This is a genomic window from Acinetobacter sp. UNC436CL71CviS28, from assembly GCF_000620525.1.
GTDB classification, from domain to species: Bacteria; Pseudomonadota; Gammaproteobacteria; order Pseudomonadales; family Moraxellaceae; genus Acinetobacter; species Acinetobacter radioresistens.
On sequence record NZ_JIBB01000001.1, the window covers coordinates 45022 to 70453 of the forward strand.

A 25432-nucleotide genomic window follows, 5' to 3' on the forward strand; every position below is an offset into this window, starting at 1 on the left:
GATTATTCTCCCTTGTCTGCAGCACGGTCCGAACGACGACCACGACGCTCTTGACCTTCACCACGCCCACGACCGCGTTTAGCTGGACGCTCTTCAGCTGGAGCAGGGTTCATGACTTGTTTCATGCCACCCAAGATCTCACCACGGAAGATCCAAACTTTAACACCGATTGTACCGTAAGTTGTTTCAGCACGCATGGTAGCGTAGTCGATGTCAGCACGAAGTGTATGTAAAGGTACACGACCTTCACGATACCACTCAGTACGAGCGATCTCTGCACCACCTAGACGGCCAGAAACTTCAACTTTGATACCTTTAGCACCAGCACGCATCGTATTTTGTACCGCACGCTTCATAGCACGACGGAACATAACGCGTTTTTCCAGTTGAGAAGCAATCGCTTCAGCAACTAAACGAGCATCCAAGTCTGGACGATCAATTTCATTGATGCTTACTTGCGCTGGAACACCCATGATGTTGGTAAGTTCGCGCTGTAATTTCTCAATATCTTCGCCTTTTTTACCGATTACGATACCTGGACGAGCAGTACTAATAGTTACTTTAGCAGCGCCTGTAGGACGTTCGATAAGAATATTGCTGATCATCGCGCTTTTAAGTTTTTTAGTTAAAAACTCACGCACTTGAAGATCTTTAAGCAAATATTCAGCGTATTGTTTCGGATTCGCATACCAGTTAGCGTTATGACGTTTCACAACACCTAGGCGGATACCGATTGGATGAACCTTCTGACCCATATCAAACCCCTACCTTAACGGTGATGTGACAAGTACGCTTAGTAATACGATCTGCACGGCCTTTAGCACGTGGCATAATGCGTTTCAGGCTCATGCCCTCATCCACATAAATCGTAGAAACTTTAAGGTCGTCTACATCTAAACTGTTATTGTGTTCAGCGTTTGCAATTGCAGATTCCAAAGCTTTTTTCACCAGTACCGCAGCTTTTTTATTGCTGAAGTTCAAGATATTAAGCGCGTGAGCAACAGATTTGCCACGAATAAGGTCCGCAACCAAACGAGCTTTTTGTGCCGAGATAGCGGCACCGCGTAATTTAGCAGTAACTTCCATCATAGCACCTTAACGTTTAGACTTCTTGTCAACACCGTGACCACGATAGGTACGAGTTGGCGCGAATTCACCGAGTTTATGACCAACCATGTGTTCAGTAATAATTACTGGAACATGGTTACGACCATTATGAACAGAAATTGTTAGACCAACAAAGTCTGGGAGGATCATCGAACGACGCGACCAAGTTTTGATCGGCTTACGGTTATTAGCCGCAACAGCCGCTTCAACCTTAGCGAACAAGTGCGCATCGACGAATGGGCCTTTTTTCAGAGAACGAGGCATTAGTCAGATTCCTTTACTTGTTACTTAACGCGACGGTCGCGAATAATCATCTTAGTCGTACGCTTGTTGGTACGTGTCTTGTACCCTTTAGCTTTTTGACCCCATGGGCTTACAGGTTGAATACCTTTGTTACGCCCTTCACCACCACCATGCGGGTGATCAACTGGGTTCATCGCCATACCACGTACGGTAGGACGAACACCACGCCAGCGTGCAGCACCAGCTTTACCTAGTGAGCGAAGGTTGCTTTCTTGGTTAGAAACTTCACCAATTACAGCACGGCATTCAACGTGAATTTTACGCATTTCGCCTGAACGCAGACGAACAATTGCGTAAGAACCGTCACGACCCAACAACTGAACAGAAGTACCAGCAGAACGTGCTAACTGCGCGCCTTTACCAATTTTCAGTTCGATGTTATGTAGTGTAGAACCAAGTGGCATATTGCGAAGTGGCAAGCAATTACCGGTACGAATTGGAGCATCGTTACCAGACTGTACTTTATCGCCAGCACGCAGACCTTTAGGCGCGATGATATAACGACGTTCACCGTCAGCATACTTCAGCAATGCGATGTGTGCGGTACGGTTCGGATCATATTCAATACGCTCTACAGTCGCAGGAATACCATCTTTGTTACGTTTGAAGTCTACGATACGATAGTGCTGTTTATGACCACCACCCACGTGACGAGTTGTAATGTGACCGTTGTTGTTACGACCACCAGTACGTTTTTTAGCTTCAACCAACGGAGCATAAGGCGCGCCTTTGTGAAGATGGTCGTGAACGACTTTCTCTACAAAGCGACGTCCTGGAGACGTTGGCTTACATTTTTGAATCGGCATAATTTTCGTCCTTATTCCGCTGCGCTTTCAGCGGTATCGCCCAAGTCAGCCATTTCAACATCTTGGCCAGCTTTCAGGGTGACGTATGCTTTTTTAACATCAGAACGACGTCCTAATGTTTTACCAAAGCGTTTAGACTTACCTTTAGTAATAGTCGTGTTTACTTTAACCACTTCTACACCAAAGAGTTGTTCAACTGCTTTTTTGATTTCAAGCTTGTTTGCATCAATCGCAACCTTGAATACTTGAACACCAGCAGTTTCACCTAAAACTTGTGCTTTTTCTGAGAAGACTGGTCCTTTCAGAATCTGATAGATACGTTCGTTGTTCATCCGAGTTCTACCTCAATTTTCTTAGCAGCAGCTACAGACATTACAACTTTATCGAACGCGATCAGGCTTACAGGATCGATTGCAGTTGCATCTACCACATCAACATGTGGAAGGTTGCGTGCTGCAAGATATAAGTTCTCATCTACCGCATCAGTAACGATCAATGCGCGAGGTGCGTTCAAGTCGTTCAGTTTTGCAAGCAATTCTTTAGTTTTAGGAGCAGAAACCTGAAGTTCTTCAACCAAAACCAAGCGATCTTGGCGAACAAGTTCAGCCAGGATACATTGCATTGCACCGCGGTACATTTTGCGGTTAACCTTTTGAGACCAGTCTTGTGGACGAGCAGCAAAAGTTTTACCGCCGCCAACCCAGATTGGGCTACGAATAGAACCAGCACGAGCGCGGCCAGTACCTTTTTGACGGAATGGTTTTTTACCACCGCCAGATACGTCAGCACGTGACTTTTGAGCTTTTGAGCCTTGACGACCACCAGCTAAATAAGCTGTAACAACTTGGTGTACAAGTGCTTCGTTAAACTCACGTCCGAAGGCAACTTCAGACAACTCAACAGCAGAGCCGGAAACAGTATTTAAATTCACGTTATTTCCCCTCAGGCCTTGATGGTAGGACGAACGATCACGTCGCCACCAGTTGCACCAGGAATAGCACCCTTAACAACTAAAACAGAACGTTCAGCGTCAATAGATACAATTTCAAGACCTTGTACTGTTACGCGTTCATCACCTAGGTGACCGGCCATTTTTTTGCCTTTGAACACGCGACCAGGAGTCTGGTTTTGACCTGTAGAACCTAAAACACGGTGAGAAACAGAGTTACCGTGAGTAGCATCTTGCGTACGGAAGTTCCAACGCTTCACACCACCTTGGAAACCTTTACCTTTTGATTGACCAGTTACGTCAACGATCTGACCTACTGCGAACAAATCAACACCGATAGAAGCACCAACTTCACGACCTTCAAGCTCTGCTTCAGTAACACGAAACTCTTTAACCAGACGACCAGCTGCCACGCCTGCTTTTGCAAAGTGACCTTTTTGACCGTTAGTAACGCGAGATTCGCGACGTTCACCAGTAGTTACTTGAATTGCTTGATAACCATCAGTTTCAAGCGTTTTGATTTGCGTGATGCGGTTTGGATCAACTTCGATCACTGTAACTGGCACAGAGACGCCGGCTTCTGTGAAGATACGGGTCATACCGCACTTGCGACCGACTAAACCAATAGCCATGTGTGTAAACCTCTAAAAAAGCGGCTTAATTAACTTAGGAGCTAATTAACCGAAAGCCTTAACCCAATGCGATCTGAACGTCAACACCAGCCGCAAGATCCAATTTCATCAGCGCATCAACAGTTTTGTCTGTTGGCTGAACGATATCGATCAGACGTTTATAGGTGCGGATTTCGTACTGATCACGCGCATCTTTGTTTACATGCGGTGAAGTAAGAACGTTGAAGCGTTCGATGCGAGTAGGCATCGGAATTGGACCACACACTTGTGCGCCAGTACGCTTAGCGGTTTCTACGATCTCTTGAGCAGATTGATCAATCAGACGATGATCAAAAGACTTAAGACGGATACGGATTCTCTGGTTAGACATACCAGTAAACTCCAAGCCAAAATATATAAAGAATCACCCTTGACGCACCTCACCTATTGGTAAGTGTCAAAGGCAGTGAAAATCACTAAGGTCATGATCGATGCCACGACTGTCACGATCCTAACGACTTTATTCGCCGTTAGTGCCCCAAATTTAGGGGTTGCTCATTATAACGATTGTTTAACTCTTACGCAATTCTCTTTTTCAATTTTCCTGATTTTATCTGGGTTATTTGATATTTAAGGAGCACTGGCATATTAATTACGCAATACGTATTGAATCGCTTCATTCAAAATAGAGTTCCCCACGACAAACTGTTCGGAAACCGATTTTTTTAAGTGTATTGCGGACTGTATGTAATCACCGTTGAATATGGATAACTCCTCATCATCATCCAGAAAAAGCCTCAAGGTATTTGGAGTGATTTCTGGATGGAACTGGAAACCAAGTACATTTTTTCCGATCTGGTACATCTGGTTGGCACATGCTGGGTTTTCTGCTAAATGGATAGCGCCGTGAGGAATTTCAAAGGTTTCCCGATGCCACTGCATTACTTCAAACTGGGCAGGTAGAGCAAAACAGTCTTTGGGAATAGTTCGGCTACGGTAAACTGTAGTCCAGCCAAGTTCCTGATGATGATTAGGCTTAACTTTCGCACCCAGCGCATTGGCAATCAACTGTCCGCCCAGACACAGACCAATTGCCGGTTTTCCAGCTGAAATATAACGGCGAATCCACTGCTTTTCTACTTTTAACCATGGATAGAGTGCTTCATCATTTACACTCATCTTTCCACCCATGACAATTAGCAAGTCGACATCATCAATATCAGGCAGAGCCTCAAGATCTACGGGAAGGTTAAAAGGCAAGGCAAAAAATTCTGTTGCACTAATCTGGGCTTGATGCTGACGTAAAAAATCGTAACAACTTCCAAAACCCTCACCGGCAATGTGTTGAAAATAATGGACCTTTAAATTTTTTTTCATAGTATTGACCAATCATTAATGTATTAGCCAAATATTTGCAAAAATGACGCCAATTTTGGATAAGTGAAAAATTGATTACGCATTTTCACAAATTCATTTGCAAAATCTGGAAAAATCACTTTATCTGTCATTTTAATCCACATTAGCGTTACCAGTTTATTATGTCTAAAATTCAGAATAAACAGACGTGTCTAGTTCACGCACCACGTAAAGCTCCTCAATATATTGAAACAGTGCAGCCTCCCCTCTTTCGTGCATCCACTATCATTTTTAAAAACACCGATGCCCTGTTTAACCGGCACTGGACTGATGCATATGATTATAGTTATGGCACACACGGTACACCGACAACTTTTACCCTAGCAGATAATATTGCCCAGATTGAGGGTGGACAGCACAGTCTGCTTACCCCTAGCGGGCTATCAGCAATTAATCTGGTCAATTCCTGTTTCTTAAGTCACGGGGATGAGGTGTGGGTTCCAGACAATATTTATGGTCCAAACATGGAGCATTTGCGCAATCTGCATCAACGTTATGGTATTGAGGTTAAAATTTATAATGCGCTGGAGCATGAAAGTTTTCAGCCTACTTCAAAGGCCAAACTTTTATGGCTGGAAGCAGCAGGATCAGTCAGTTTGGAGTTTCCAGATTTAAGAAGACTGGTTAGAAAAGCCCGGCAGTCAGGAATACTTACTGCACTAGATAATACCTGGGGAGCCGGTCTTGCTTTTAATGCTTTTGATTTCTCTGATGAGCATTTGAGTGTAGATCTGACAGTCCATGCCCTGACCAAATACCCAAGTGGCGGTGCTGACATTCTAATGGGAAGTGTAGTTACACGTGACCGGAAACTATATCAACAACTGTTTCGCATGCATGCCATTCAGGGAATCTCGATTTCTGGAGATGATGCAGCCCAAATACAACGCAGTCTGGCTCATATGCAACTTCGCTATCAGCAGCAGTCTGCCAATACTATTGTGCTCTTGAACTGGTTGAAGCAGCAGCCTGAGTTTGTACAGGTATTACATCCTGCAGATGAAAATTCACCCGGTCATCAATATTGGAAAGAAACCTGTATAGATAAACAAAGTGCCGGACTAGTCAGCGTTATTTTTAAACCTGAATATGATCTTGAGTCAGTACGAAAATTTTGTGACCAGCTCAGACTCTTTAAGCTAGGTTTTAGCTGGGGTGGACCGGTCAGTTTAGTTATGCTGTATCAGCTCAAAGAGATGCGTACGCTTGAATGTACCCACCTAAAAGAGGGTGTTTTAGTCCGTTTTTGTATTGGCCTTGAAGCTGTAGATGACCTGATAACCGATATTCAGCAAGCTTTACAGGTTTTAAGATAGTTTTAATCAAGGAGAGCTTACTCTCCTCTTTTTTTTATTCATGTTATAAAAATTATATTCTTAATGGGCTGATTAAATTTAATTAACAGTAGATTATTCAATATAACTACAATTTTTCGCTTTTATTTATGATTATTTCATATTTAATTAGAACCACTTATCTTAAACCATAAAAAAAATATGGTTTTTGTATGAGCAATCTATTGCATAACAATTTTTAAAAATGTATTTTAAATATATCTTTTTAGATACCTTGAGATTCTCAACATGAATTCACAACAAATCGAACTGGTCCAATCTACTGTTCCTGTACTGCGTGAAAATGGTGTGGCACTAACCAGCTATTTCTACAAACGCATGCTAAACAACTATCCAGAATTAAAAAATGTCTTCAATCTGGACCATCAAAGTACAGGACGCCAGCCACGCGCACTGGCTGCTGCGGTACTAGCTTATGCAGAGCACATTGAGAATCCTGCTGTTTTAGCTAAGGCCGTTGAACGCATCACTACCAAACATGTCAGCCTCGACATTCAACCTGATCAATATGCAATCGTGGGTGATAATTTATTGCATTCGATTAGTGAAGTACTGGATGTACCATTCGAATCGGAATTGATCGAAGCATGGAAACAGGCTTATTTACAATTGGCAGATATTTTAATTGGGGTGGAAAAACAGAAATACAGCAACTTGGCAGAGCATCAAGGTGGTTGGGCTGGCTGGCGTTCTTTCAAGATTACACAGGTTGAAGATGTAGAAGGTGGTAAACGCTTTACCATAGAGGCAGCAGATGGTCAGCCAATTTCTCCGGCTGATGCGGGCGCGTTTATTTCAGTCCGTGTCCATGTTCCTGGTCAGGAACTGTTACAACCACTCCAGTTCAGTTTTCAGGAAGCTCAAGAAAATAGTTATACATTTGTGGTCAAGCCTGACCCAACCCCGACGGAATACTCTGTAGAAGACATTCTGCTCAACCACTATAAAGCAGGCGACCAAGTGGATGTGACTGCACCGGTAAGTTTTTGATGTTATGAATATAAAGATTTATATAATGTACTGAAAGTTTCTTTCGGGAAGCTTTCAGGCTAAGATAGTGTCCTATTTCCCTGTTTCCAAAGCTGGCTGGTCATGCAATTAAATAAATTCACTGATTATGCTTTGCGTAGCTTGATGTATATTTCACGTCCAAGAAATACGCCATATACCATTGCAGAAATTGCAGTAGATCTACAGATTTCTCATAATCACCTGGTCAAGATTGTACATTTTATGGGTAAACAGGGCTGGCTGATTACATTACGTGGCAAAGGGGGCGGTATTCAGCTGAATCCGCAGGCACTTGATTCACGTGTAGGTGATATTGTTCGGATACTGCAAGGTGACCAGCCAATTGTAGAATGCAATTCACCGCCTTGTGTGCTTCGTTCAGATTGTGGCCTTAAAGGTATTTTAGATACAGCAGTTGAACAGTTCTATCAGAGTCTGAACCAATATACATTGGGCCAGGTTCTAAATATTCAGCCTGTTCAACCACATCTCTCTACTCATTCAGCAATTACTTTACTCAATCTTTCCTGAATTTTTGCTAATCTGTATAACTTGATAGTACAAGATTCGCGAGAATCCTTTACTTCCTTTATACTAGGCGCTGTAATCTCAGTAACGCAAGTGAAGTGCTATGCATCGCAGCAGTGGTAAATCTAAAAACAGTAAAACGGCGCAGGTGCCTAAGCAGAAAATCAGCTATGAAAAAGCGCTGGACCCTGCTATTACCGAATACTCTGTACGAGCACTAAACTGGTTACGTAAAGCCGAGTTCCTGATGAGTGCACCCAAGCTTTCGCTTTGTGTTGAAGATACCGGTTACGAAATTGCATTTGCAGGTCGTTCAAATGCTGGAAAATCCAGTGCCATTAATGCATTAACCAACCAAAAACAACTAGCACGTGCCTCTAAAAAGCCTGGCCGTACCCAGATGATCAACTTTTTTAGTCTGGGTAACCCTAACCAGCGTCTGGTAGATTTACCTGGTTATGGTTATGCGGCCGTTCCAGAGACCATGAAAATTGTCTGGCAAAAAGAACTGGAAAATTATCTGATTCACCGTGAAAGCCTGCAAGGTTTAGTACTGCTCATGGATATCCGTCATCCGTTACAGCATTTCGATACCATGATGCTGGAATGGGCACATTCCCGGAAACTGTTTGTACATATCCTGTTGACGAAAGCAGACAAGTTAAACCGCGGTCCGGCTAATAAAACTTTGCTTGAGGTCAAGCAGGAATTGAAGAAGATGAAGCTCAATTTCTCGATCCAGCTATTTTCTTCATTGAACAAACAGGGGTTAGAAGAGCTGGCCAGTGTTATGGCGGGTCGTCTGAACTTTACGCTAGAACAGTCTACACAGTTTGATCTGGACAGTATTCCAGAAGCAGTTGAAGAAGATGAAGTGGATACTGTAGAAGAACTGGAAGACTTTTTACCAGAACAGCACGCTGAACAAAAACCAGAATAGCCCGATAAAGATGCAGAAATTATCCTACCGGAATATATTATTTCTCCGGTAGGAATACTTTGCAGTCCATGTTAAGGAAATACAGAACACAGTTCTTTTAAACTTCGGACTGAAGATCTTTAGCCGGCTGGCTATAACGGTCTACCACTACACTAATCATCATATCACCCTGCACATTCACTACAGTACGCACTGTATCAAGTAAACGGTCAATCGGCAGTAAAATAGCAATTGCTTCGGCAGGCAACCCTACTGACTGTAATACCATAATCATGGTAACCATTCCTGCACTTGGAATTCCCGGGGCCCCTAATGAAGCAATCATGGCGGTCAGGCAGACAATCACCTGTTGTCCCAAGCTTAAGTCCAGCCCGATCAGATTCGCAATAAACAAAGCCGCCGCAGCTTCATAAAGAGCCGTCCCATCCATATTAAGCTGTGTGCCCAAAGGAATTACAAAACCGGCAATATGAGGTCGTACTCCCAGATTCTCCTGTGCAGCCTTCAGGCTCAAAGGCATGACTGCTGAACTCGAACTGGTTGCAAAAGCTGTTACCAAGGGAATACGTGCACCACGGAAAAAGCGTATCGGTGACATCCGGCCAAAAATCCAGAGCAGTAGCGGCAAGACTACCAGTCCATGAAAAATTGTTGTGCCGGTTACTACTGCAGCAAATTCAGCCAGTCGACTCAAAATAGAAATATCTTCAGTCGCGACCAGTTTTGCCAGGAGTGCCAGAATACCCAATGGAGCCAGTTTCATGACCCAGCCGACCAACATCATCATCAGATCAAAAAACTGCTGACTCAGTCCGCGAATCGAATTAAACCTCTCCCCGCCTTTCACCAGTGCAACCCCTAGAAACAATGCAAACACTACTACAGCCAGCACATTACCATCGCTAAAAGCTTTAAACGGGTTAATAAGAGTATTTTGAATAAAGTTGGTAAAAAAAGCAGACGGTGTCATTGTATCCGGGGTCTGATGTGACTGCATGGCTTCTTGGAATAAACTAATATTCATCCCTTTACCCACTTCAAACAGATGGGCACAACCAATACCTAAAATTAGTGCCAGGGTTGTAGTGGTCACACAGCAAATTAAGGTGGTTTTCCAGACTCGGCCCAATTGCCCACCAGACTGTAGGTTAGAAACACCAACCACAATCGAGCTGAAAATGAGTGGAATGAGCAACATCTTGAGCAAACCAATAAATATACTGCTGGCAATGCCGAGCAGATAAATACTGCTGTCAAAAAAACTGAGGTCAGGGTTATATTTTAAGAAAAAACCGAAAGCTAGCCCGATAATGGCAGCAAATAGAATCTGTGTATTTAGGCTCATTAGAGTAAGCAGTAGTCAAGTAGTCCCTTTCAGGCACTATGCCATGAGCTTCCACAAGAATCGAGGCTATTTATAGGGACTTTTATTAATATTTAAAAGCCACTCCCTGAGGAGGGCTTTTAGAATGTACTTTTTAGCAGATATTACTGGGTTTCAATTTCACGTAAACGCATCAGGCCTTCTTGTACAGTACTGCACACTAGCTGGCCATTTTGCCACATGCGGCCAAAGTTTAAACCGCGTGAGCTGGCACTGACTGTTGCCTCCATGTCATATAACATCCATTCATCCGCGCGCAAAGGGCGATGGAAATAAATTGCATGATCCAGACTGGCACATTGCAGACTTGGTGAAAGATAGCTTAAGCCATGTGGACGTAGCGCTGTGGTCATCAAGGTGAAATCAGAATAGAACGCTACAATGGCCTGATGCAGGGAAATTTCATCGACTTCGGTTGCAATCTGGTCATGGGTTCGTAAATAGTGGGCATAATAAGGTGCTTCAGGTTGGGGCTGAAACGGGTTATCTATATTTACCGGACGGATTTCAATATGACGATTCCGCATAAAGCTGGCACGTACATTTTCAGGGATAAAGCTGATTAAACCTTCTTTTAACTCCTGCTCGGCTTTTAGTGTTTCAGGTGCAGGATAACTTGGTTCCTGATGCTGGTAGTTCAAACCTTCTTCCGGTTCTGCAAAAGACACCATCGCAGAAAAAATGGTACGTCCATGCTGAATGGCTCGCACCTGACGGCTGACAAAGCTTTTTCCGTCACGCAGACGTTCAACCTCATAAATGATAGGCGCATTAACATCGCCACCAAACAGGAAATAAGCATGCATGGAGTGTGCGGGACGGTCCGCAGTATAAGATGCTGCACGTAAGGCCTGTCCAAGTACTTGGCCTCCAAACACCCGTTTACCGACCAGGTTGCGGCTTATTCCCCTATAGATATTATCTTCTAGCTTTTCCAGGGTTAAAAGCTCAACAAGTTCTTGAGTTAAAGTATTCATAAGATACCTTTAATGAATGGAAGACCGAAACAGCCCCATGAAATGATGAACGAAAACAAGATAGATAAACTATTTTGCCATATTTTCTGAGTAAAACGCTAAACTTTCCTGAGAGCTGCTGCCATATTTACTTTTGGGTTATAATCCCTAAAAATACGATTTTTAACGATAAAAGCTAGCCATTCTCTTCTGTTTTAGCAGAAAATGGCAGACCCGTTTTTCTGTTCGATTTAATACAAAATCAGTCGATGACCGGATACCGGTTTCAGTCGTCTAGCTAGGAGTTTTTATGTCCAAGAGTGGATTTGGTCAGTTGTATCGGCGGCTTTCAAGCAAGCTGCTTGACCTTGTCGTAACCCCCCATGTTATTGGCGAAGTTCCAGGCAAGTCACCGGCTGAAGAGCAGGAATTGGCTGAAGTTAATAAAAAAATTACCTGTTATGTCCTGCAAAACTATTCTCGCAGTAACGCCTTAATTGTAGATGCAGAAACCCGACGTTTACAGCTTGCTCCGGCATTGGACCCGCTGGTCATTGCCGAGCATAAAGAAAAAGCTTCGGTTCTTTTTCTGCAACATCATGATGAAAAAAATCTTTTAAATCCGCCAGCTCATAATTTTCCACCCCGTTTACTTCGTCTGATTGAGCTTCTCGACCAGTATCCACAGTACGATATTGAACTGGTGCCAGTTACTGTGCTTTGGGGCCGCTCGCCAGATAAAGAAGATTCCTGGTTTAAACTTTTATTTACAGATACCTGGGCGACGCCGGGTAAAGTCAAACAGCTGGTTAATATTGGTTTACATGGCCGTGAAACGTATCTGGAATTTCATGAAGGCCAGTCTTTACGTACACTGGTTGAATACGCCAAAGAAAATTATCCGAACCTCTCAGCAGCGACTTATATTATTAGTACCTTAAATGACTATCTGGATTGCCAGCGCGAAGTCGTACTCGGACCAGATTTATCTGACCGTCGCAATGTGATGCAGTCTTTGATCAAATCGCGTGATGTTCAAGAAGCCATTCGCCGTGAAAGCATCCGTGGCAAAATTAGCATGCTGGAAGCTGAACGCCGTGCAATTGGTTACTTGAATGAGATCGTATCGGATTATTCAGCTTCAGCAGTACGGTTTGCCGATATGGCACTGACCCGCCTCTGGACGCAGCTTTATGATGGTGTAGAAGTACATAACTTTAATACTGTTCGTGAACTGGCAAAAGACTATGAAATTATCTATACACCATGTCACCGTAGTCATATCGACTACCTGCTGCTTTCTTATGTGATTTATAAGCGTGGTTTGATGGTTCCGTATATTGCGGCAGGCGACAACCTGAATATGCCATTCGTGGGCCAGCTGTTACGTGGTGGGGGCGCATTTTTTATTCGTCGCTCTTTTCGTGGCAACGCACTGTATACTTCGGTATTTAAAGAATATCTATATAGCATTCTCTCACGTAATACACCGCTTGAGTACTTTATTGAAGGTGGCCGTTCACGTACCGGCCGTCTGCTGCCACCCAAAACCGGCATGCTGGCGATGACTGTGCATAGCCATCTACGTGGACGTGCTAAACCTATTGCCTTTGTACCCACCTACATTGGCTATGAACGTCTCATGGAAGGCGCAACGTATGTAGGTGAAATGCAGGGCAAACCAAAAGAAGCTGAATCTATTTTTGGAATCTTGCAGACCCTGCGTAAAATCGAACGGATTTTTGGTAAGGTCCACGTAAATTTCGGTGAACCTGTGTTTCTAGATGACTTGCTGAAACAGCACGGCGCCGAAAATATAGTCATCGAGAAAAATGATGATCCGGTTCCTGCAGCAGTTTCAGAAGCAATTAATAGCTCGGCTGTTGCTATTTTAGAAAATATCAACCGTGCGGTGGTAATTAATCCAGTATCGTTATTATCACTCATCTTACTGGCCACTCCGAAACATACACTTGATGAAGAAGTATGTATTAAACAGCTTGATGCTTACCGACGTCTGGCCTCTGCACTGCCTTATGATGAACGTACTCAGGTTACGCCTTTATCTGGTAAAGAAATAATTGCCTATGGCTTGAAACTAAAACTGATCAAACGGGTTCAGCATGTACTGGGGGATATTATTGCAATTGAAGATAATCAGGCAGTCTTACTGACCTATTTCCGCAATAATATTTTGCATTCGTTTGTTTTGCCTTCTCTGGTTGCATCACTGGTTGAGCACAATGGTAAAATCAGCCGCGGCGATCTGATCAGTGTTATCCGTACTTTATATCCATTCCTGAAGGCCGAGTTATTCCTGAAATGGAATACTGATGAATTGAAAGAGCAGATTTGCCAAAATGCAGATGCCCTGATTCAAGGTGGCCTGATGAGCCAGGATGAAGAAGGCAATCTGCTCAGTTCTGCCCCAAATACTGAAGAACATAATCAGCTGGTTGTATTAGCCGCCCCAGTAAAACAGAGCCTAGAGCGTTATTACATGACCTTGGCCCTAATTACGCAACGGGGTTCTGGCACCATTTCTGCAAAACAGGTTGAAGATTTAAGCCATCTGCTGGGTCAGCGCCTGTCTGTACTTTATGAATTTAACTCACCAGAATTCTTTGATAAGGCCCTGTTCCAGAGCTTTATTAAAGTCTTAACCCAGCAAGAATATATCCGTACCAATGAGAATGGCCTAATTGAATTCGATGCCGGTTTTAGCAATATGGCCGAAGGTGCCAAACTGGTACTGGATGAAGTGACCTTGCAAATGTTGCATCACATTACTGACTTTAGTGATGAAGAACTGCAAGAAGCTTTAAATGCAGTGGCTGCACAGCAAGCTAAACGCCGCTTGATGCGCAAGAGAAAGTAATTTAAAAAAAGCCGCTGACAGCGGCTTTTTTTAAACTGGTTAAGCTGATTGACTTAACAGGTCAGCATAGACCTGAAAACAGTCAGGATAATTAAGCTGGAAACCACTGTCCAGCATACGGCTGGCATATACCTGTTTACCACTGGCTTGCTGCGTCTCAAGGGCCAGTATGGGCAATCCTAGCTGCTGCTGAAACCACTGAATAATACCAGGCAAAGGCAAAGGCCGGTTATCCGTTACGATATAACTCGATTGCGGAGTTTCAATACAGATTAGAAGTGCCAGAAAACCTACCAGGTCATCAATATGAATGCGGTTGCTATAATGCAGGTCTGGATAAGTCTTTCGGCTCTGGGCCAACTTTTGCATTCGTGCAACCGATGTACCATAGATTCCGGTCGGCCTCACAACTACCACTTGTTCAGGGCAGGCTGCCTGCCATTTCAGCTCCATTAATTGTAATAGAAAGCCCTGTTCATCACATGGATAAACTGTAGTTTCATCATTAATTTCCTGTCCTGCCTGTTCACCATAGACCCGGGTAGATGACACTACTACAATACGTTTTACCGGATGGCCATTTAAAGCAGCTGCTAACGATTCAATTGGAGATACATAGGTCTGTTGATATGCCTCAGCTGTACTTTGGTCTGGACTTAGTAAAATATACACCCAATCAACAGGGGGAATCTGGCTGAAGTCAGCCTGCTGTACATCCTGAATCAGATGAGTGGCATAAGGATCAAATTTCGGACTTCGGCTGATTGTGGTAATTTGGTGGCCTTGCTCAAATAACTGTTTTGCAAGTCTTTGAGATGTTTTACCATAACCAATAAATAGAATATGCATGGTATGACCTAAGTTAGGGGGACATGGCTACAGTCCATCAATTACAGGGTGTCGGTACAGCGTCAGCTGCATTACTCGAGAAACTGAATATTTTTACTACTGATGATCTGCTATTTCATCTTCCGCGTGATTATGAAGATCGTAGCACTATTATTCCCATGAACCAACTTGTCGTGGGCCGTAGCTATTTGCTTGAAGGAACGGTAAGTTCTATCGATTTTCCGCCCGGCAAACGCAAATCTATGGCGGTATTGCTCGAAGATGATTTTGGTAAGGTTACATTGCGCTTTTATCATATCTACAAGGCCCTGATTGATAAAATGCGTAGTGGCAACCGGCTGCGGGTATTCGGTGAAGTCAGAGTAGGCGCACGCGGACTGGAACTTTACCATCCGGAAATTCAGCAAATCAGTGCACAAACTGCTCTGCCTAAAACCCGCTTAACTGCCATTTATCCTTCTACCGAGGGCCTAACTCAAGCCAAGCTACGTGAATACGTACGCCAAGCTCTCGAGCAGCACAGCGAAAATCTTCCTGAACTTTTACCAGAAAAATTCACCAACGGTTACGCCTTAAAAGAAGCGCTTGAATACATTCATGAGCCACCCATTGATGCCAATATGCAACAGTTAATGCAAGGTTCACATCCCGCACAGCAAAGACTTATTTTTGAAGAACTGGTCGCTCATCAGATCAGCCTGTTAACTCGGCGCGCTTATATCCGTGAAATTGAAGCACCCGCTTTTGAACCCAGCACAATACTGGCTAAAAAATTATTGGCTAATCTGCCTTTTAATATGACGGGCGCTCAAAGAAGAGTATCTAAAGAGATCATGATTGATCTCAAGCAGCATCAACCCATGTTACGGCTGGTCCAAGGTGATGTAGGTGCAGGTAAAACGCTAGTTGCAGCAGTGGCCGCCTGTCATGCCCTAGAAGCCGGCTGGCAGGTCGCACTCATGGCACCTACAGAAATTTTGGCTGAACAGCATTATTTAAATTTCAAACGCTGGTTCGAACCACTGGGCATTCAGGTGGCTTGGCTATCAGGCAAACAAAAAGGTAAAGCCCGGACACAGGCAGAAGCAATTATACGGGGTGGACTAGCTCAATTGGTTGTAGGCACTCATGCCCTGTTTCAGGAAAATGTCGAGTTTGCCCGTTTAGGTCTAGTTATTATCGATGAGCAACACCGCTTTGGTGTCGATCAGCGGTTGGCTTTACGTAACAAAGGGGCTGAACAGATGACTCCACACCAGCTGGTGATGACAGCTACACCAATTCCACGTACTCTAGCCATGAGTGCCTACGGTGACCTCGACACTTCGGTGATTGATGAGCTTCCTCCCGGACGTACACCGATTCAGACTGTGACTATACCACTTGACCGCCGTGAAGAAGTTTTGCAGCGAATTGCTACCAACTGTCAGGAGGGCAAACAGGCTTATTGGGTCTGCACCTTGGTAGAACAGTCCGAAACACTGGATGCCCAGGCTGCTGAAGCGACTTATGCAGAAATTAAGGAACGCTTTCCTAGCCTGAATATTGGACTGGTACACGGCAAAATGAAAGCTGATGAAAAGCAGTCAGTCATGCAAAAATTTAAAAACAATGAACTACAACTTCTGATTGCGACTACAGTAATTGAAGTCGGGGTCGATGTACCTAATGCCTCAATTATGGTGATAGAAAATGCCGAGCGCCTTGGGCTGTCACAACTGCATCAGTTACGAGGCCGAGTTGGGCGGGGAGCAAAAGCCAGCTTTTGTGCCCTACTTTATAAAACTCCTCTTTCACAAAATGGACAGGAGCGGCTTTCTATTTTAAGGGAAAGTAATGATGGCTTTGTGATTGCCGAAAAAGATCTAGAACTGCGGGGTCCGGGGGAACTACTTGGAACCAAGCAGACGGGCGATATGGGCTTTCGCGTGGCTAAACTGGAGCGGGACGATCATTTGTTGACTGAGGCACACTATGTAGCCGAACAAGTCCTCAAGGATTATCCTGTAAATGCAGAAGCTTTACTTAAGCGCTGGTTACCTGAGGCACCACGTTATGCCTATGTTTAACCCATCCTCTTTACTCAGACCTATCTCACGGCTGCTACCCTGCCCGCTTTGTAGCAGCAGTTTACAAATGCAGCATGGAGTTTGTCATGATTGCTGGGAACAGCTGCCTTGGTATCGGCAGACTGTAGAACGACAAGAATTAAACATTCATGTTGCCTGTGGCTATCAGTATCCAATAGATCGCATCATCCAGCAGTTTAAATATGAGCAGCAGTTAAACTATCAGCAGCTACTGACTGCATCGATACTAACCCTCAGGTTACCTAAAGTTCAGGCCATTGTGCCTATGCCCATATCAACCGAACGTTTAATTGAACGCGGCTATAATCAGTCACTGGTCATTGCAAAAATTCTAGCCCGTGAGCTGAATGTTCCGGTCTGGCAACCTGTAATTCGGCTGGCTCAGCATTCGCAAAAAGGCTTATCGCGACTCGAACGTCTGAACCAGATTGAAATGCAATTTCAGCCGATCCTCACCGAACGCCGGCGTTACCGCCGGGTATTAATGCTAGACGATGTAGTGACTACAGGCAGCTCACTTTCGGCCTTGGCTCAAGCCCTGACCCAGCTGGGCTGCCAGCATATTTTTGCTGCGTGTATTGCAGCCGCAGAAACAGCCTAGTTTTTTTCCAGCAATTGCTGCTCGCACCAAGGTATAACAATCTCACGAGTCAGCGGAGCAAGCAAAGTGGTCTGATCATCCAGTCTGACCCACTTCATTTCAGCAATTTCTGCGGCAATCCGGGGTGACTGGGCTATAGCAACCACATATAGGTAACTGATCAGCTCATGGTCAGGCTCATTAGCTGTCTGTGTTTCGAAACGGCCAATAAACTGCTCTACTTGTGCCTCGCAACCAATTTCTTCCTGAATCTCGCGGATAATTGTCTGCTCTGGTGGCTCATCTATTTCCAGCTTGCCACCAACTTGCATAAAATATTGAGTATTTTGCTTACGTACTACCAGTAATTCATGCTCTTTATTTAGAATTACGGCAGCTGCCACAGTAATTTTTTTCATCAATTTGCCTTATGGATTTACGCCAGAAGTTCCCCACTTCGGTGCAGGCGGCTGATACTGGTCAAACTGCTGCAAGATTTGTTCGATATTGTCCGAGGCAATTAATTTTTCAACAAACCGGCTATGGGTAAAACCTTTATCGACTGTAAACTGAATCATTTTAAGCAGATCATTATAAAAGCCATCCAGGTTTAAAAAAGCACAAGGCTTCTGGTGAATCCCTAACTGAGCCCATGTCCATTGTTCAAATATTTCTTCCAAGGTTCCAGCGCCACCCGGCAGTGCAATAAAACCGTCTGAAAGTTCTGACATTTTAGTTTTTCGCTCATGCATGTTCTGAACGACATGCAATTCAGTCAGGTCTGGATGTGCCAATTCACGGTCAACTAAAGCATGGGGAATCACGCCAATCACTGCTCCCCCTGCCTGTAGGGCGCTATCTGCAATAACACCCATTAAGCCGGAACGTCCCCCACCATAAACCAAAGTCTGCCCACGCTGGGCGATTGCCTGTCCGACTGCTTGGGCCGTTTCTAAAAAAACAGGCTCAGTTCCAATGGCAGAACCACAAAAAACACCAATAGCTTTCATAATATGTTGACCATGTTGTAAATTTTTCATACTTTTCAAGTAAGCTTAAAGCAGAATTGCAAAGGAGACTAAAAAAATCTCTGTTGGGGTGTGTTTTTCCGGCAATCCTTGTCTAAAATACTCACCCATCTTGAACGCCAATACTGCGCAAGGGAGCCAAAGATATGCTTGAAGCCTTTTACGCCACAGAGCGCGGTAGTTTGGAAGATGCCACTATTAATGGTGGCTTTGATTTACATCCAGAACTTGTATGGATTGACCTGATTGCGCCCTCACAGGAGGAACAGCAATGGGTCATAGATGCCTATAACCAAAATTTACCGACTTTAAAGTCTCTAGAAGACATTTCTTCATCAGCACGATTCTACCGCGATGACGATGGAATTTTGCATATCAGTACCTACTTTTTAACGAAAAATAAAAATTATCAAGTCGATAATGAGACTGAAGATGGAATGAGCCGACTGGCTACCGTACAGACTGTGGCTTTTATTTTACATAAAAATCATCTATTCACATTACGTGGCGAAAAACTGGTGGCATTTCGGGCATTCCGGGCACGTGCGCGCCGTAATGATTATGAAATGGATTATAAAGATCCGACCTGGATTTTATTAGGGTTATTAGAAGCCAAACTGGATGAACTTGCGGATATATTAGAAGATATCCATAGGGATCTGGAAAAATACTCTACTGAGGTCTTAAATAATCATCATCGCGAACAGATTCTGGATCTGGACGACATGATTACGCGGCTAGCCCAGCAAGAAGATACCCTGGGTAAAGCCCAGCTCTGCCTGATTGACCTGCGTCGAGTACTAACTTTTTTATCGCGTCCGCGTGCTCTAAGCAGTCATATTTATGATGCAGATATTCGTGAATTAAGTGAAGATGTACGTTCTTTGGTTGAACATGATGCTTTCCTCTTTCAAAAGGTTCGCTTCCTGCTGGATACAACTTCAGGATTTATTAATACTGAACAGAGCGATACGATCCGTCGCTTCTCGATTTTGCCTAGTATGCTGGCGCCACCGATGCTGATTGCCAGTGTTTATGGTATGAATACTGATGTGCTTCCATTTGCTAAAGGTACCACCAGTTTCATGGTAGTCATCAGTATATTGATTGCCTTTTTTGTAGGCCCCTTAATTTACTTCCGTTGGAAAAAATGGATATAAAAAAAGCACCTTATGGTGCTTTTCTAATTTCAGTTTAGCTGAGCAGTTGCAAGTCATTTTCCAGATGGCAAGCCTGAATGATTTTCATCATCTTGTCTGGCACACCCTTAAATTGCAAACCCTGAGCCTGTGGAGTTTGCCTTAACCAGCGGATCAGCACCGCTAAGGCCAGCGTACTCCTATGCTCTAGTCCAGCCAAGTTAACTATAAGTGGGTAATGCTGCTGAGACTGAATAAGCTTGAGGCCCTGCTGATAATATTGTTCCGCATTAGCGTAATCAATTTTCCCAGTAACCTTAAGCTCCTGCCCAATTAATTCAACCACTCTGCACCTGCCCTAACTAAACCTTATTTTTTTGCCTGACTGACTGCAGCATCTGCATCCGGCTGGAAGTTTGCAATCGCTTTATCCAGATTACCACCATTACGTTTTACCGTAGCTGCAAACTGATTACGGAACTGCAAGCCCAAGTCGATACCAGAGACGTTAATATTACGGATTTTCCATTGCGTACCTTTATCTACCAACTGGAAAGAAACCGGAATTTTCTCGCCCTTATTGTTAAAGTCGACAGTAACTACAGGATTTTTGCTGTTAGTGGCTTTATAAGGACGAATGCTGTAAGACTGGTTACTATATTTTGCAAAAGCACTGCCATAATTTTCAATCAGAGTTTCACGGAAATTTTTCTCAAATTGAGCACGCTGGGCAGCTGAACTGTATTGATTGGTTGCGTAAGTACCCATCACAATACGTGTAAATGCTTGGGAATCAATGTAAGGGTCCAGATTTTCACGTACAATGGTTTTGACTGCAGCCGGATTAGTTTGCAGCTTGTTATGATCAGCTTTTAAACGGCCAATCAACCCATCTGCTACACGTTTAATGAAAGCCGGAGGAGCTTCAGAAGGTGCAGCAAATGCTGTACCTGCCAATAAGCTGGTTAATATACTTACTGTCAGGGTTTGTTTAAATAAAGTTTTCACTCAATCACTCCTCTACATTACTCGACAAATGAAGTCTGAGCATTATTTGCTTCAGCCGTTTCAGTTGCCGAACTTTCTGATGATTTACCCGCACCACCTGTAATAAATTTACTGATTAAATCTTCCAGATCCATAGTGCCCTGCGTATTGGCAATTGTTTCACCACGTTTGACATAGTTCAGTCCACCGCCTGGAACAATTTTCAGATATTTCTCGCCTAACAATCCATTGGTAGCCACCATAATATAAGCATCTTCATCAATACTGGTGATGGATTTCATGTTACTGATCAGTTGCTGTTCCATAGCTTTTTGTTGTGCCGGTGCCGCAGCAGCATATTCACTACTGTAGCGTAATTCCTCTATGGCATTTTGCTGTACAGTTTTTAACTGCTCAGGATTAAAACCTGTAAGTTTACCATCAAGCTCAAAATCCACCTTGGCCAGACGCGACACTGGATCTAGGGTAATATCGGTTACACGTCCAATTGTGACGCCACTCATGGTAACCTTAGCTCTGGGTTTCAGTCCGTTTACGTTGTCGAACTGAGCACTCATTTCATAGCTGTCACGTAAGCTGGTACCCGCCAGACCACTGACTTTCATGGCAAGAAAAAATAGAGCGATGCCGAAAAGAATAACGAAAATACCTACGGCCAGCTCACTAATACGTGATCTCATCAAACCCCTCCGAACATGACCGCAGTCAACACAAAATCAAAACCTAAAACACATAATGAAGAAAAAACTACTGTGCGGGTGGTTGAAGTAGCGATGCCTTCTGAAGTCGGTTCACAGGCATAGCCCTGATAAACTGCAATCCAGGTACAGATTAATGCAAATACAATACTTTTGATGATGCCATTCACTACATCATGCCCGAACTGTACACTGCTTTGCATTCCACTCCAGAAAGAGCCTTCATCTACACCCAGAAAATCTACGCCGACCAGTTTGCCGCCCAGTATGCCTACTGCACCAAAAATTACGGTAAGCATGGGAAGGCTTACTATACCTGCCCATAAACGTGGCGAAACGATCCGTTTAAGCGGGTCTACCCCAATCATTTCCATACTGGAAAGCTGTTCAGTAGCTTTCATGAGACCAATCTCTGCTGTCAGTGCAGAACCAGCCCGGCCAGCGAATAGTAGTGCCGCGACCACTGGAGCCAATTCGCGCAGTAAGGTTAAGGCAACCATGGTACCCAGCATGGCTTCACTACCCACATTCACCAGAATTGAATAGCCCTGCAGCCCTAATACCAGTCCAATAAAGAGTCCAGAGACCGTAATAATCAATAGCGACATCACCCCAACCCGGTACATCTGGTAAATAAATAGTTTTACCCCAAGCCAGGTCGGCAATGAAAATATAATCTGCAGCAACATCAAGGTTGCTACACCAATACCACGCACCCGTTCAATAACAAGTCGGCCCAACCAGGCAACGGCATTCATGAACCAACCTCATTTTTCAGATAAGCCTGATGGCTAAATTGGTAATCCACAGGCCCCTCCACAGCACCAGTTAAAAACTGGCGAACAAAGGGTGAAGCATCAGCCTGTAACTGTTCAGGTGTACCCTCACCCTGAACCTTGCCCTCTGCAATCACATAGATATAATCAGCAATTGAAAGAGTCTCAGCAACGTCATGTGAAACCACAATTGTCGTCAGATCTAGTGCTTCACGTAAAGAACGGATCAGCCGGGTAAGTACCCCCATGACAATCGGGTCCTGTCCTGCAAATGGCTCATCATACATAATCAGTTCAGGATCAAGAGCAATCGCACGCGCCAGTGCAACACGACGGTTCATGCCACCTGAGAGTTCAGAAGGCATCATTTGTTCGGCACCACGCAAACCGACTGACTCGAGTTTAAGTGCAACAAGTTCAGTAATCAGGTGCTCGGGCAACTGCGTGTGAGCACGCAATGGAAATGCGACATTTTCATATACAGTCATATCTGTAAACAATGCACCGCTTTGAAACAGCATCCCCATACGAGCACGGGCTTTAAACAGCTCTGAACGCGACATTTTGGCAATGTTATGGCCATCAAGCAATATCTCGCCCTGATCAGGTGTAAGTTGACCACCAATCAGGCGTAGTAAGGTAGTTTTACCTGTACCGGAAGGGCCCATGATTGCAGTAATCTGGCCACGACGGATGCTTAAACTAACATTGTCATAAATGATACGTTCCCCACGTTTAAAACTCAGGTTCCTGATTTCAATCAGGGGCCGAGTATCAAGAGAACTTGGGTAATTCATAACTGAGAATTTCCTGCCTTTTTCAGCCCGCCTACTATAGCATCGAACCATTAAAACTTGGTTGTATTTTAACAATTTGTCCTATGAGAGTGCCAAAGGATTAAGAAAAAATGCCAAGATCATTCTGTTTGATTCAAATAGCGAGATTTGAAAAGACTTTAAACTTGAAAGCTATAACTTGATATTCAAGAAGTTTAAAGTGACATATACAAAATAAATCGTTTGATACCGCTTCTTTTTTATTGGCTCATTATTTTTATAAAAATAAGATGTTGTCCCATTAAACTTAATTAAATTAAAAGTATAAAAAAAGCCAGTTCAGGAACTGGCTTTTTTATTTTATTACAGCTTAGTCTTGAAATTTACGGCGACGCTCACCGCCAAAGTCGCGACGTGGACGGTCTTCACCACCAAAGCTACGCTCGCCACGCGGTTTGTCATCAAAACTGCGGCGTGGACGGTCTCCACCAGCTGGACGCTCACTACGGTCGCCCGCAGCACGGAATCCACCAGTACGTGGTTTATAATCTACGCGGTTTCCACGGTTGTCATCATTTGAGTCAAAGCGTGGTTTGTCATTAAAACCGCCTTCACGACGTGGACGATCGCCACCAAAATTACGCTCGCCACGTGGTTTGTCATCAAAGCTGCGACGTGGACGGTCTTCACCACCAAAACTGCGTGATTGCGGACGATCACCAAAGCTACGTTGTGGACGGTCTGAATTAAATTCACGACGTAGGCGTTCAGCACCACCAAAGCTACGCTCACCACGTGGCTTGTCATCAAAGCTGCGCTGTGGACGATCACCAAAATCACGGCGGGCTGGACGGTCACCAAAATCACGCTTAGGACGGTCATCACCAAATGGACGTTCGCCACGCGGTTTATCATCAAAACTGCGACGAGGACGATCGTCACGACCGCCTTCACGACGTTTGAAGTTTGATTCACCTTCAAAGCGGCGACCACCACCAAAACCACCACGGCCACCCGGGCGTTTACCGCCACCACCTTCACGACGCGGACGAGCCGGCGGTGGAGATGGCTCTAGGCCTTCAATTTCTGAAACATTCAGACGAGTTTCCAGGTAATCTTCTAGAGCACGGATCTTGCCACGTTCACGGTAAGTTGCCAGTGTAATGGCTTTACCGGTACGGCCAGCACGACCAGTACGCCCAATACGGTGTACATAATCTTCATGCTTCATCGGTAAACCGAAATTGATTACGTGTGAAATGGTTGGTACATCCAGACCACGTGCAGCTACATCAGTTGCCACTAGGATTTTAGCTCGGCCTTCACGAATACTGCGCAGACGACGGTTACGTACGGTTTGTGGCATCGCACCATGTAATGCAACAACAGAGTGACCCGCTTCAGCCAGTTCTTCAGCCAGCATGTCGGTATCTTCTTGAGTGCTTGCAAACACAACAGCCTGATCCAGAGTTTCGTCTTCTAACCAGTGAGTCAGCAGTTTTTTCTTGTGCTCAAAACCATCAGTCCAGTGTAATGTCTGGGTGATGTCAGTATTGGTTGAATGACCTGTTTCAATAGCAATACGCATTGGATCTTTCATCATGCATTCAGCAAGACGAATAATACGATCAGCAAAAGTTGCAGAAAACATTAAAGTCTGCTTGCGGTTTAGAGCAAGTTCGCTGATCGCTTCCAGGTCTTCAGAGAAGCCCAAGTCAAGCATACGGTCAGCTTCATCTACAATTAACGCATCAACTTTATCCAGTTTAATCTGGCGACGGTTTACCAGGTCAAGCAGACGGCCTGGAGTGGCCACTACAACCTGCGCACCTTTTAACTGCTGGATTTGTTTACCAAAAGGCATACCGCCCATGATCGCAGCAATACGTACACCTTTCATGTGACGTACCAGCGCGATTGCATCTTGACAAACCTGCTGGGCTAATTCACGAGTAGGCGAAATCACCAGAATATTCGGTTGAGTCACTGCACGCATACGTTCTTTAAATGGCAGGAAAGTATCTTGATCAGCAAGAGCATTTAATGTTGGCAGTAAGAATGCCGCAGTTTTACCAGAGCCAGTTTGGCTTGAAACAAGAAGGTCTTTACCTTCTAAGGCAGCAGGAATCGCCTGTTCTTGTACAGCAGTTGGCGCTGTAAAGCCCAAGTCTGTCAGTGCTTGGGTAAGAGATTCATGTAAAGAAAATTCAGCAAAAGTTTTGCTCATAGAGAGTGTTCACCCTG

General features: G+C 44.3%; 28 protein-coding genes. 8 read left to right on the forward strand and 20 right to left on the reverse strand.

Going from position 1 to position 25432, the window contains the following annotated elements; genetic code table 11:
* Window positions 1-2 precede the first annotated feature (2 nt).
* The 9 genes from rpsC to N518_RS0100330 form a co-directional block, all read right to left on the reverse strand.
* Window positions 3-755, reverse strand: a complete 753-nt coding sequence (rpsC, locus tag N518_RS0100290) for a 30S ribosomal protein S3 (RefSeq protein WP_005018336.1) — start codon at window positions 753-755, stop codon at window positions 3-5.
* Window position 756: 1 nt separating this feature from the next.
* Complete coding sequence (gene rplV / locus N518_RS0100295) at window positions 757-1086, reverse strand: 50S ribosomal protein L22 (RefSeq protein WP_001982638.1); 330 nt, start codon at window positions 1084-1086, stop codon at window positions 757-759.
* Between the two features lie 9 nt (window positions 1087-1095).
* Window positions 1096-1371: a 30S ribosomal protein S19 gene (gene rpsS, locus N518_RS0100300; protein WP_004985338.1), complete on the reverse strand. Its 276-nt coding sequence runs from the start codon at window positions 1369-1371 to the stop codon at window positions 1096-1098.
* Between the two features lie 20 nt (window positions 1372-1391).
* Window positions 1392-2216 (reverse strand): 50S ribosomal protein L2, encoded by an 825-nt coding sequence (gene rplB, locus N518_RS0100305; protein ID WP_005018335.1) that lies wholly within the window; start codon window positions 2214-2216, stop codon window positions 1392-1394.
* Between the two features lie 11 nt (window positions 2217-2227).
* The gene (gene rplW, locus N518_RS0100310) at window positions 2228-2548 is read right to left on the reverse strand and encodes a 50S ribosomal protein L23 (RefSeq protein WP_005018334.1); all 321 of its coding nucleotides are present in this window, start codon (window positions 2546-2548) and stop codon (window positions 2228-2230) included.
* Window positions 2545-3147: a 50S ribosomal protein L4 gene (gene rplD / locus N518_RS0100315; RefSeq protein ID WP_005018333.1), complete on the reverse strand. Its 603-nt coding sequence runs from the start codon at window positions 3145-3147 to the stop codon at window positions 2545-2547. Before rplD ends, rplW begins: the two co-directional genes overlap by 4 nt.
* An 11-nt stretch (window positions 3148-3158) precedes the next feature.
* A complete protein-coding gene (rplC, locus tag N518_RS0100320; protein WP_005018329.1) occupies window positions 3159-3797 on the reverse strand; it encodes a 50S ribosomal protein L3 in 639 nt (212 codons plus the stop codon).
* A gap of 58 nt (window positions 3798-3855) precedes the next feature.
* A complete protein-coding gene (gene rpsJ / locus N518_RS0100325; protein ID WP_000070912.1) occupies window positions 3856-4167 on the reverse strand; it encodes a 30S ribosomal protein S10 in 312 nt (103 codons plus the stop codon).
* A gap of 257 nt (window positions 4168-4424) precedes the next feature.
* Window positions 4425-5153 carry a type 1 glutamine amidotransferase gene (locus tag N518_RS0100330; RefSeq protein WP_026443870.1) on the reverse strand — a complete coding sequence of 243 codons (729 nt, stop codon included), beginning with the start codon at window positions 5151-5153 and terminating at the stop codon, window positions 4425-4427.
* 161 nt (window positions 5154-5314) lie between these two features.
* Between N518_RS0100330 and N518_RS0100340 the strand changes: the two genes are divergently transcribed.
* The 4 genes from N518_RS0100340 to yihA all read left to right on the forward strand — a co-directional run bounded on the left by N518_RS0100340 (window position 5315) and on the right by yihA (window position 9026).
* Entirely contained in the window at window positions 5315-6508 is a 1194-nt protein-coding gene (locus N518_RS0100340) for a PLP-dependent transferase (protein ID WP_017400890.1), read from the forward strand.
* A 267-nt stretch (window positions 6509-6775) separates the two neighbouring features.
* Window positions 6776-7537: a globin domain-containing protein gene (locus N518_RS0100345; protein WP_026443871.1), complete on the forward strand. Its 762-nt coding sequence runs from the start codon at window positions 6776-6778 to the stop codon at window positions 7535-7537.
* Window positions 7538-7639: 102 nt separating this feature from the next.
* Window positions 7640-8089, forward strand: a complete 450-nt coding sequence (locus tag N518_RS0100350) for an RrF2 family transcriptional regulator (protein ID WP_005024423.1) — start codon at window positions 7640-7642, stop codon at window positions 8087-8089.
* A 100-nt stretch (window positions 8090-8189) separates the two neighbouring features.
* Window positions 8190-9026 (forward strand): ribosome biogenesis GTP-binding protein YihA/YsxC, encoded by an 837-nt coding sequence (gene yihA / locus N518_RS0100355; protein WP_026443872.1) that lies wholly within the window; start codon window positions 8190-8192, stop codon window positions 9024-9026.
* Window positions 9027-9123: 97 nt separating this feature from the next.
* Here yihA and N518_RS0100360 read toward each other — a convergent pair whose 3' ends face one another.
* Both N518_RS0100360 and N518_RS0100365 read right to left on the reverse strand, forming a co-directional pair.
* A complete protein-coding gene (locus tag N518_RS0100360; protein ID WP_017400887.1) occupies window positions 9124-10371 on the reverse strand; it encodes a dicarboxylate/amino acid:cation symporter in 1248 nt (415 codons plus the stop codon).
* Between the two features lie 143 nt (window positions 10372-10514).
* Window positions 10515-11387: an acyl-CoA thioesterase gene (locus tag N518_RS0100365; RefSeq protein WP_017400886.1), complete on the reverse strand. Its 873-nt coding sequence runs from the start codon at window positions 11385-11387 to the stop codon at window positions 10515-10517.
* Between the two features lie 289 nt (window positions 11388-11676).
* On the opposite strand from N518_RS0100365, the gene plsB reads away from it, so the two are divergent.
* On the forward strand, window positions 11677-14244 hold the full coding sequence (gene plsB / locus N518_RS0100370) for a glycerol-3-phosphate 1-O-acyltransferase PlsB (RefSeq protein ID WP_005024417.1): 2568 nt from the start codon (window positions 11677-11679) through the stop codon (window positions 14242-14244).
* Window positions 14245-14283: 39 nt separating this feature from the next.
* Here the strand turns inward: plsB and N518_RS0100375 are convergent, their stop codons facing one another.
* The gene (locus N518_RS0100375; protein ID WP_005024414.1) at window positions 14284-15093 is read right to left on the reverse strand and encodes an NAD-dependent epimerase/dehydratase family protein; all 810 of its coding nucleotides are present in this window, start codon (window positions 15091-15093) and stop codon (window positions 14284-14286) included.
* A gap of 23 nt (window positions 15094-15116) precedes the next feature.
* Between N518_RS0100375 and recG the strand changes: the two genes are divergently transcribed.
* Both recG and N518_RS0100385 read left to right on the forward strand, forming a co-directional pair.
* On the forward strand, window positions 15117-17162 hold the full coding sequence (recG, locus tag N518_RS0100380) for an ATP-dependent DNA helicase RecG (protein WP_005024412.1): 2046 nt from the start codon (window positions 15117-15119) through the stop codon (window positions 17160-17162).
* On the forward strand, window positions 17149-17784 hold the full coding sequence (locus N518_RS0100385; RefSeq protein WP_005018309.1) for a ComF family protein: 636 nt from the start codon (window positions 17149-17151) through the stop codon (window positions 17782-17784). The genes recG and N518_RS0100385 overlap by 14 nt, the downstream gene beginning before the upstream one ends.
* On the opposite strand, the gene N518_RS0100390 is transcribed toward N518_RS0100385, so the two are convergent.
* Both N518_RS0100390 and N518_RS0100395 read right to left on the reverse strand, forming a co-directional pair.
* On the reverse strand, window positions 17781-18182 hold the full coding sequence (locus N518_RS0100390; protein WP_005024410.1) for an NUDIX hydrolase: 402 nt from the start codon (window positions 18180-18182) through the stop codon (window positions 17781-17783). The genes N518_RS0100385 and N518_RS0100390 overlap by 4 nt on opposite strands.
* Window positions 18183-18191: 9 nt before the next feature.
* Complete coding sequence (locus N518_RS0100395) at window positions 18192-18773, reverse strand: TIGR00730 family Rossman fold protein (protein ID WP_005404596.1); 582 nt, start codon at window positions 18771-18773, stop codon at window positions 18192-18194.
* A gap of 164 nt (window positions 18774-18937) precedes the next feature.
* Between N518_RS0100395 and N518_RS0100400 the strand changes: the two genes are divergently transcribed.
* Window positions 18938-19951: a magnesium and cobalt transport protein CorA gene (locus N518_RS0100400; protein WP_005024408.1), complete on the forward strand. Its 1014-nt coding sequence runs from the start codon at window positions 18938-18940 to the stop codon at window positions 19949-19951.
* 34 nt (window positions 19952-19985) lie between these two features.
* On the opposite strand, the gene N518_RS0100405 is transcribed toward N518_RS0100400, so the two are convergent.
* From N518_RS0100405 to N518_RS0100430, 6 genes are all read right to left on the reverse strand, one after another.
* Window positions 19986-20276 carry an STAS domain-containing protein gene (locus N518_RS0100405; RefSeq protein ID WP_005024406.1) on the reverse strand — a complete coding sequence of 97 codons (291 nt, stop codon included), beginning with the start codon at window positions 20274-20276 and terminating at the stop codon, window positions 19986-19988.
* A 23-nt stretch (window positions 20277-20299) separates the two neighbouring features.
* Window positions 20300-20938 (reverse strand): MlaC/ttg2D family ABC transporter substrate-binding protein, encoded by a 639-nt coding sequence (locus tag N518_RS0100410; RefSeq protein WP_005024404.1) that lies wholly within the window; start codon window positions 20936-20938, stop codon window positions 20300-20302.
* Between the two features lie 17 nt (window positions 20939-20955).
* The gene (locus N518_RS0100415; protein WP_005024401.1) at window positions 20956-21618 is read right to left on the reverse strand and encodes an outer membrane lipid asymmetry maintenance protein MlaD; all 663 of its coding nucleotides are present in this window, start codon (window positions 21616-21618) and stop codon (window positions 20956-20958) included.
* Window positions 21618-22394: a lipid asymmetry maintenance ABC transporter permease subunit MlaE gene (mlaE, locus tag N518_RS0100420; protein ID WP_017400883.1), complete on the reverse strand. Its 777-nt coding sequence runs from the start codon at window positions 22392-22394 to the stop codon at window positions 21618-21620. The genes N518_RS0100415 and mlaE overlap by 1 nt, the downstream gene beginning before the upstream one ends.
* A complete protein-coding gene (locus N518_RS0100425) occupies window positions 22391-23209 on the reverse strand; it encodes an ABC transporter ATP-binding protein (protein ID WP_017400882.1) in 819 nt (272 codons plus the stop codon). The genes mlaE and N518_RS0100425 overlap by 4 nt, the downstream gene beginning before the upstream one ends.
* A gap of 349 nt (window positions 23210-23558) precedes the next feature.
* Window positions 23559-25415, reverse strand: coding sequence for a DEAD/DEAH box helicase (locus N518_RS0100430; protein ID WP_026443873.1), 1857 nt, complete (start codon window positions 25413-25415; stop codon window positions 23559-23561).
* Between the last annotated feature and the right edge of the window lie 17 nt (window positions 25416-25432).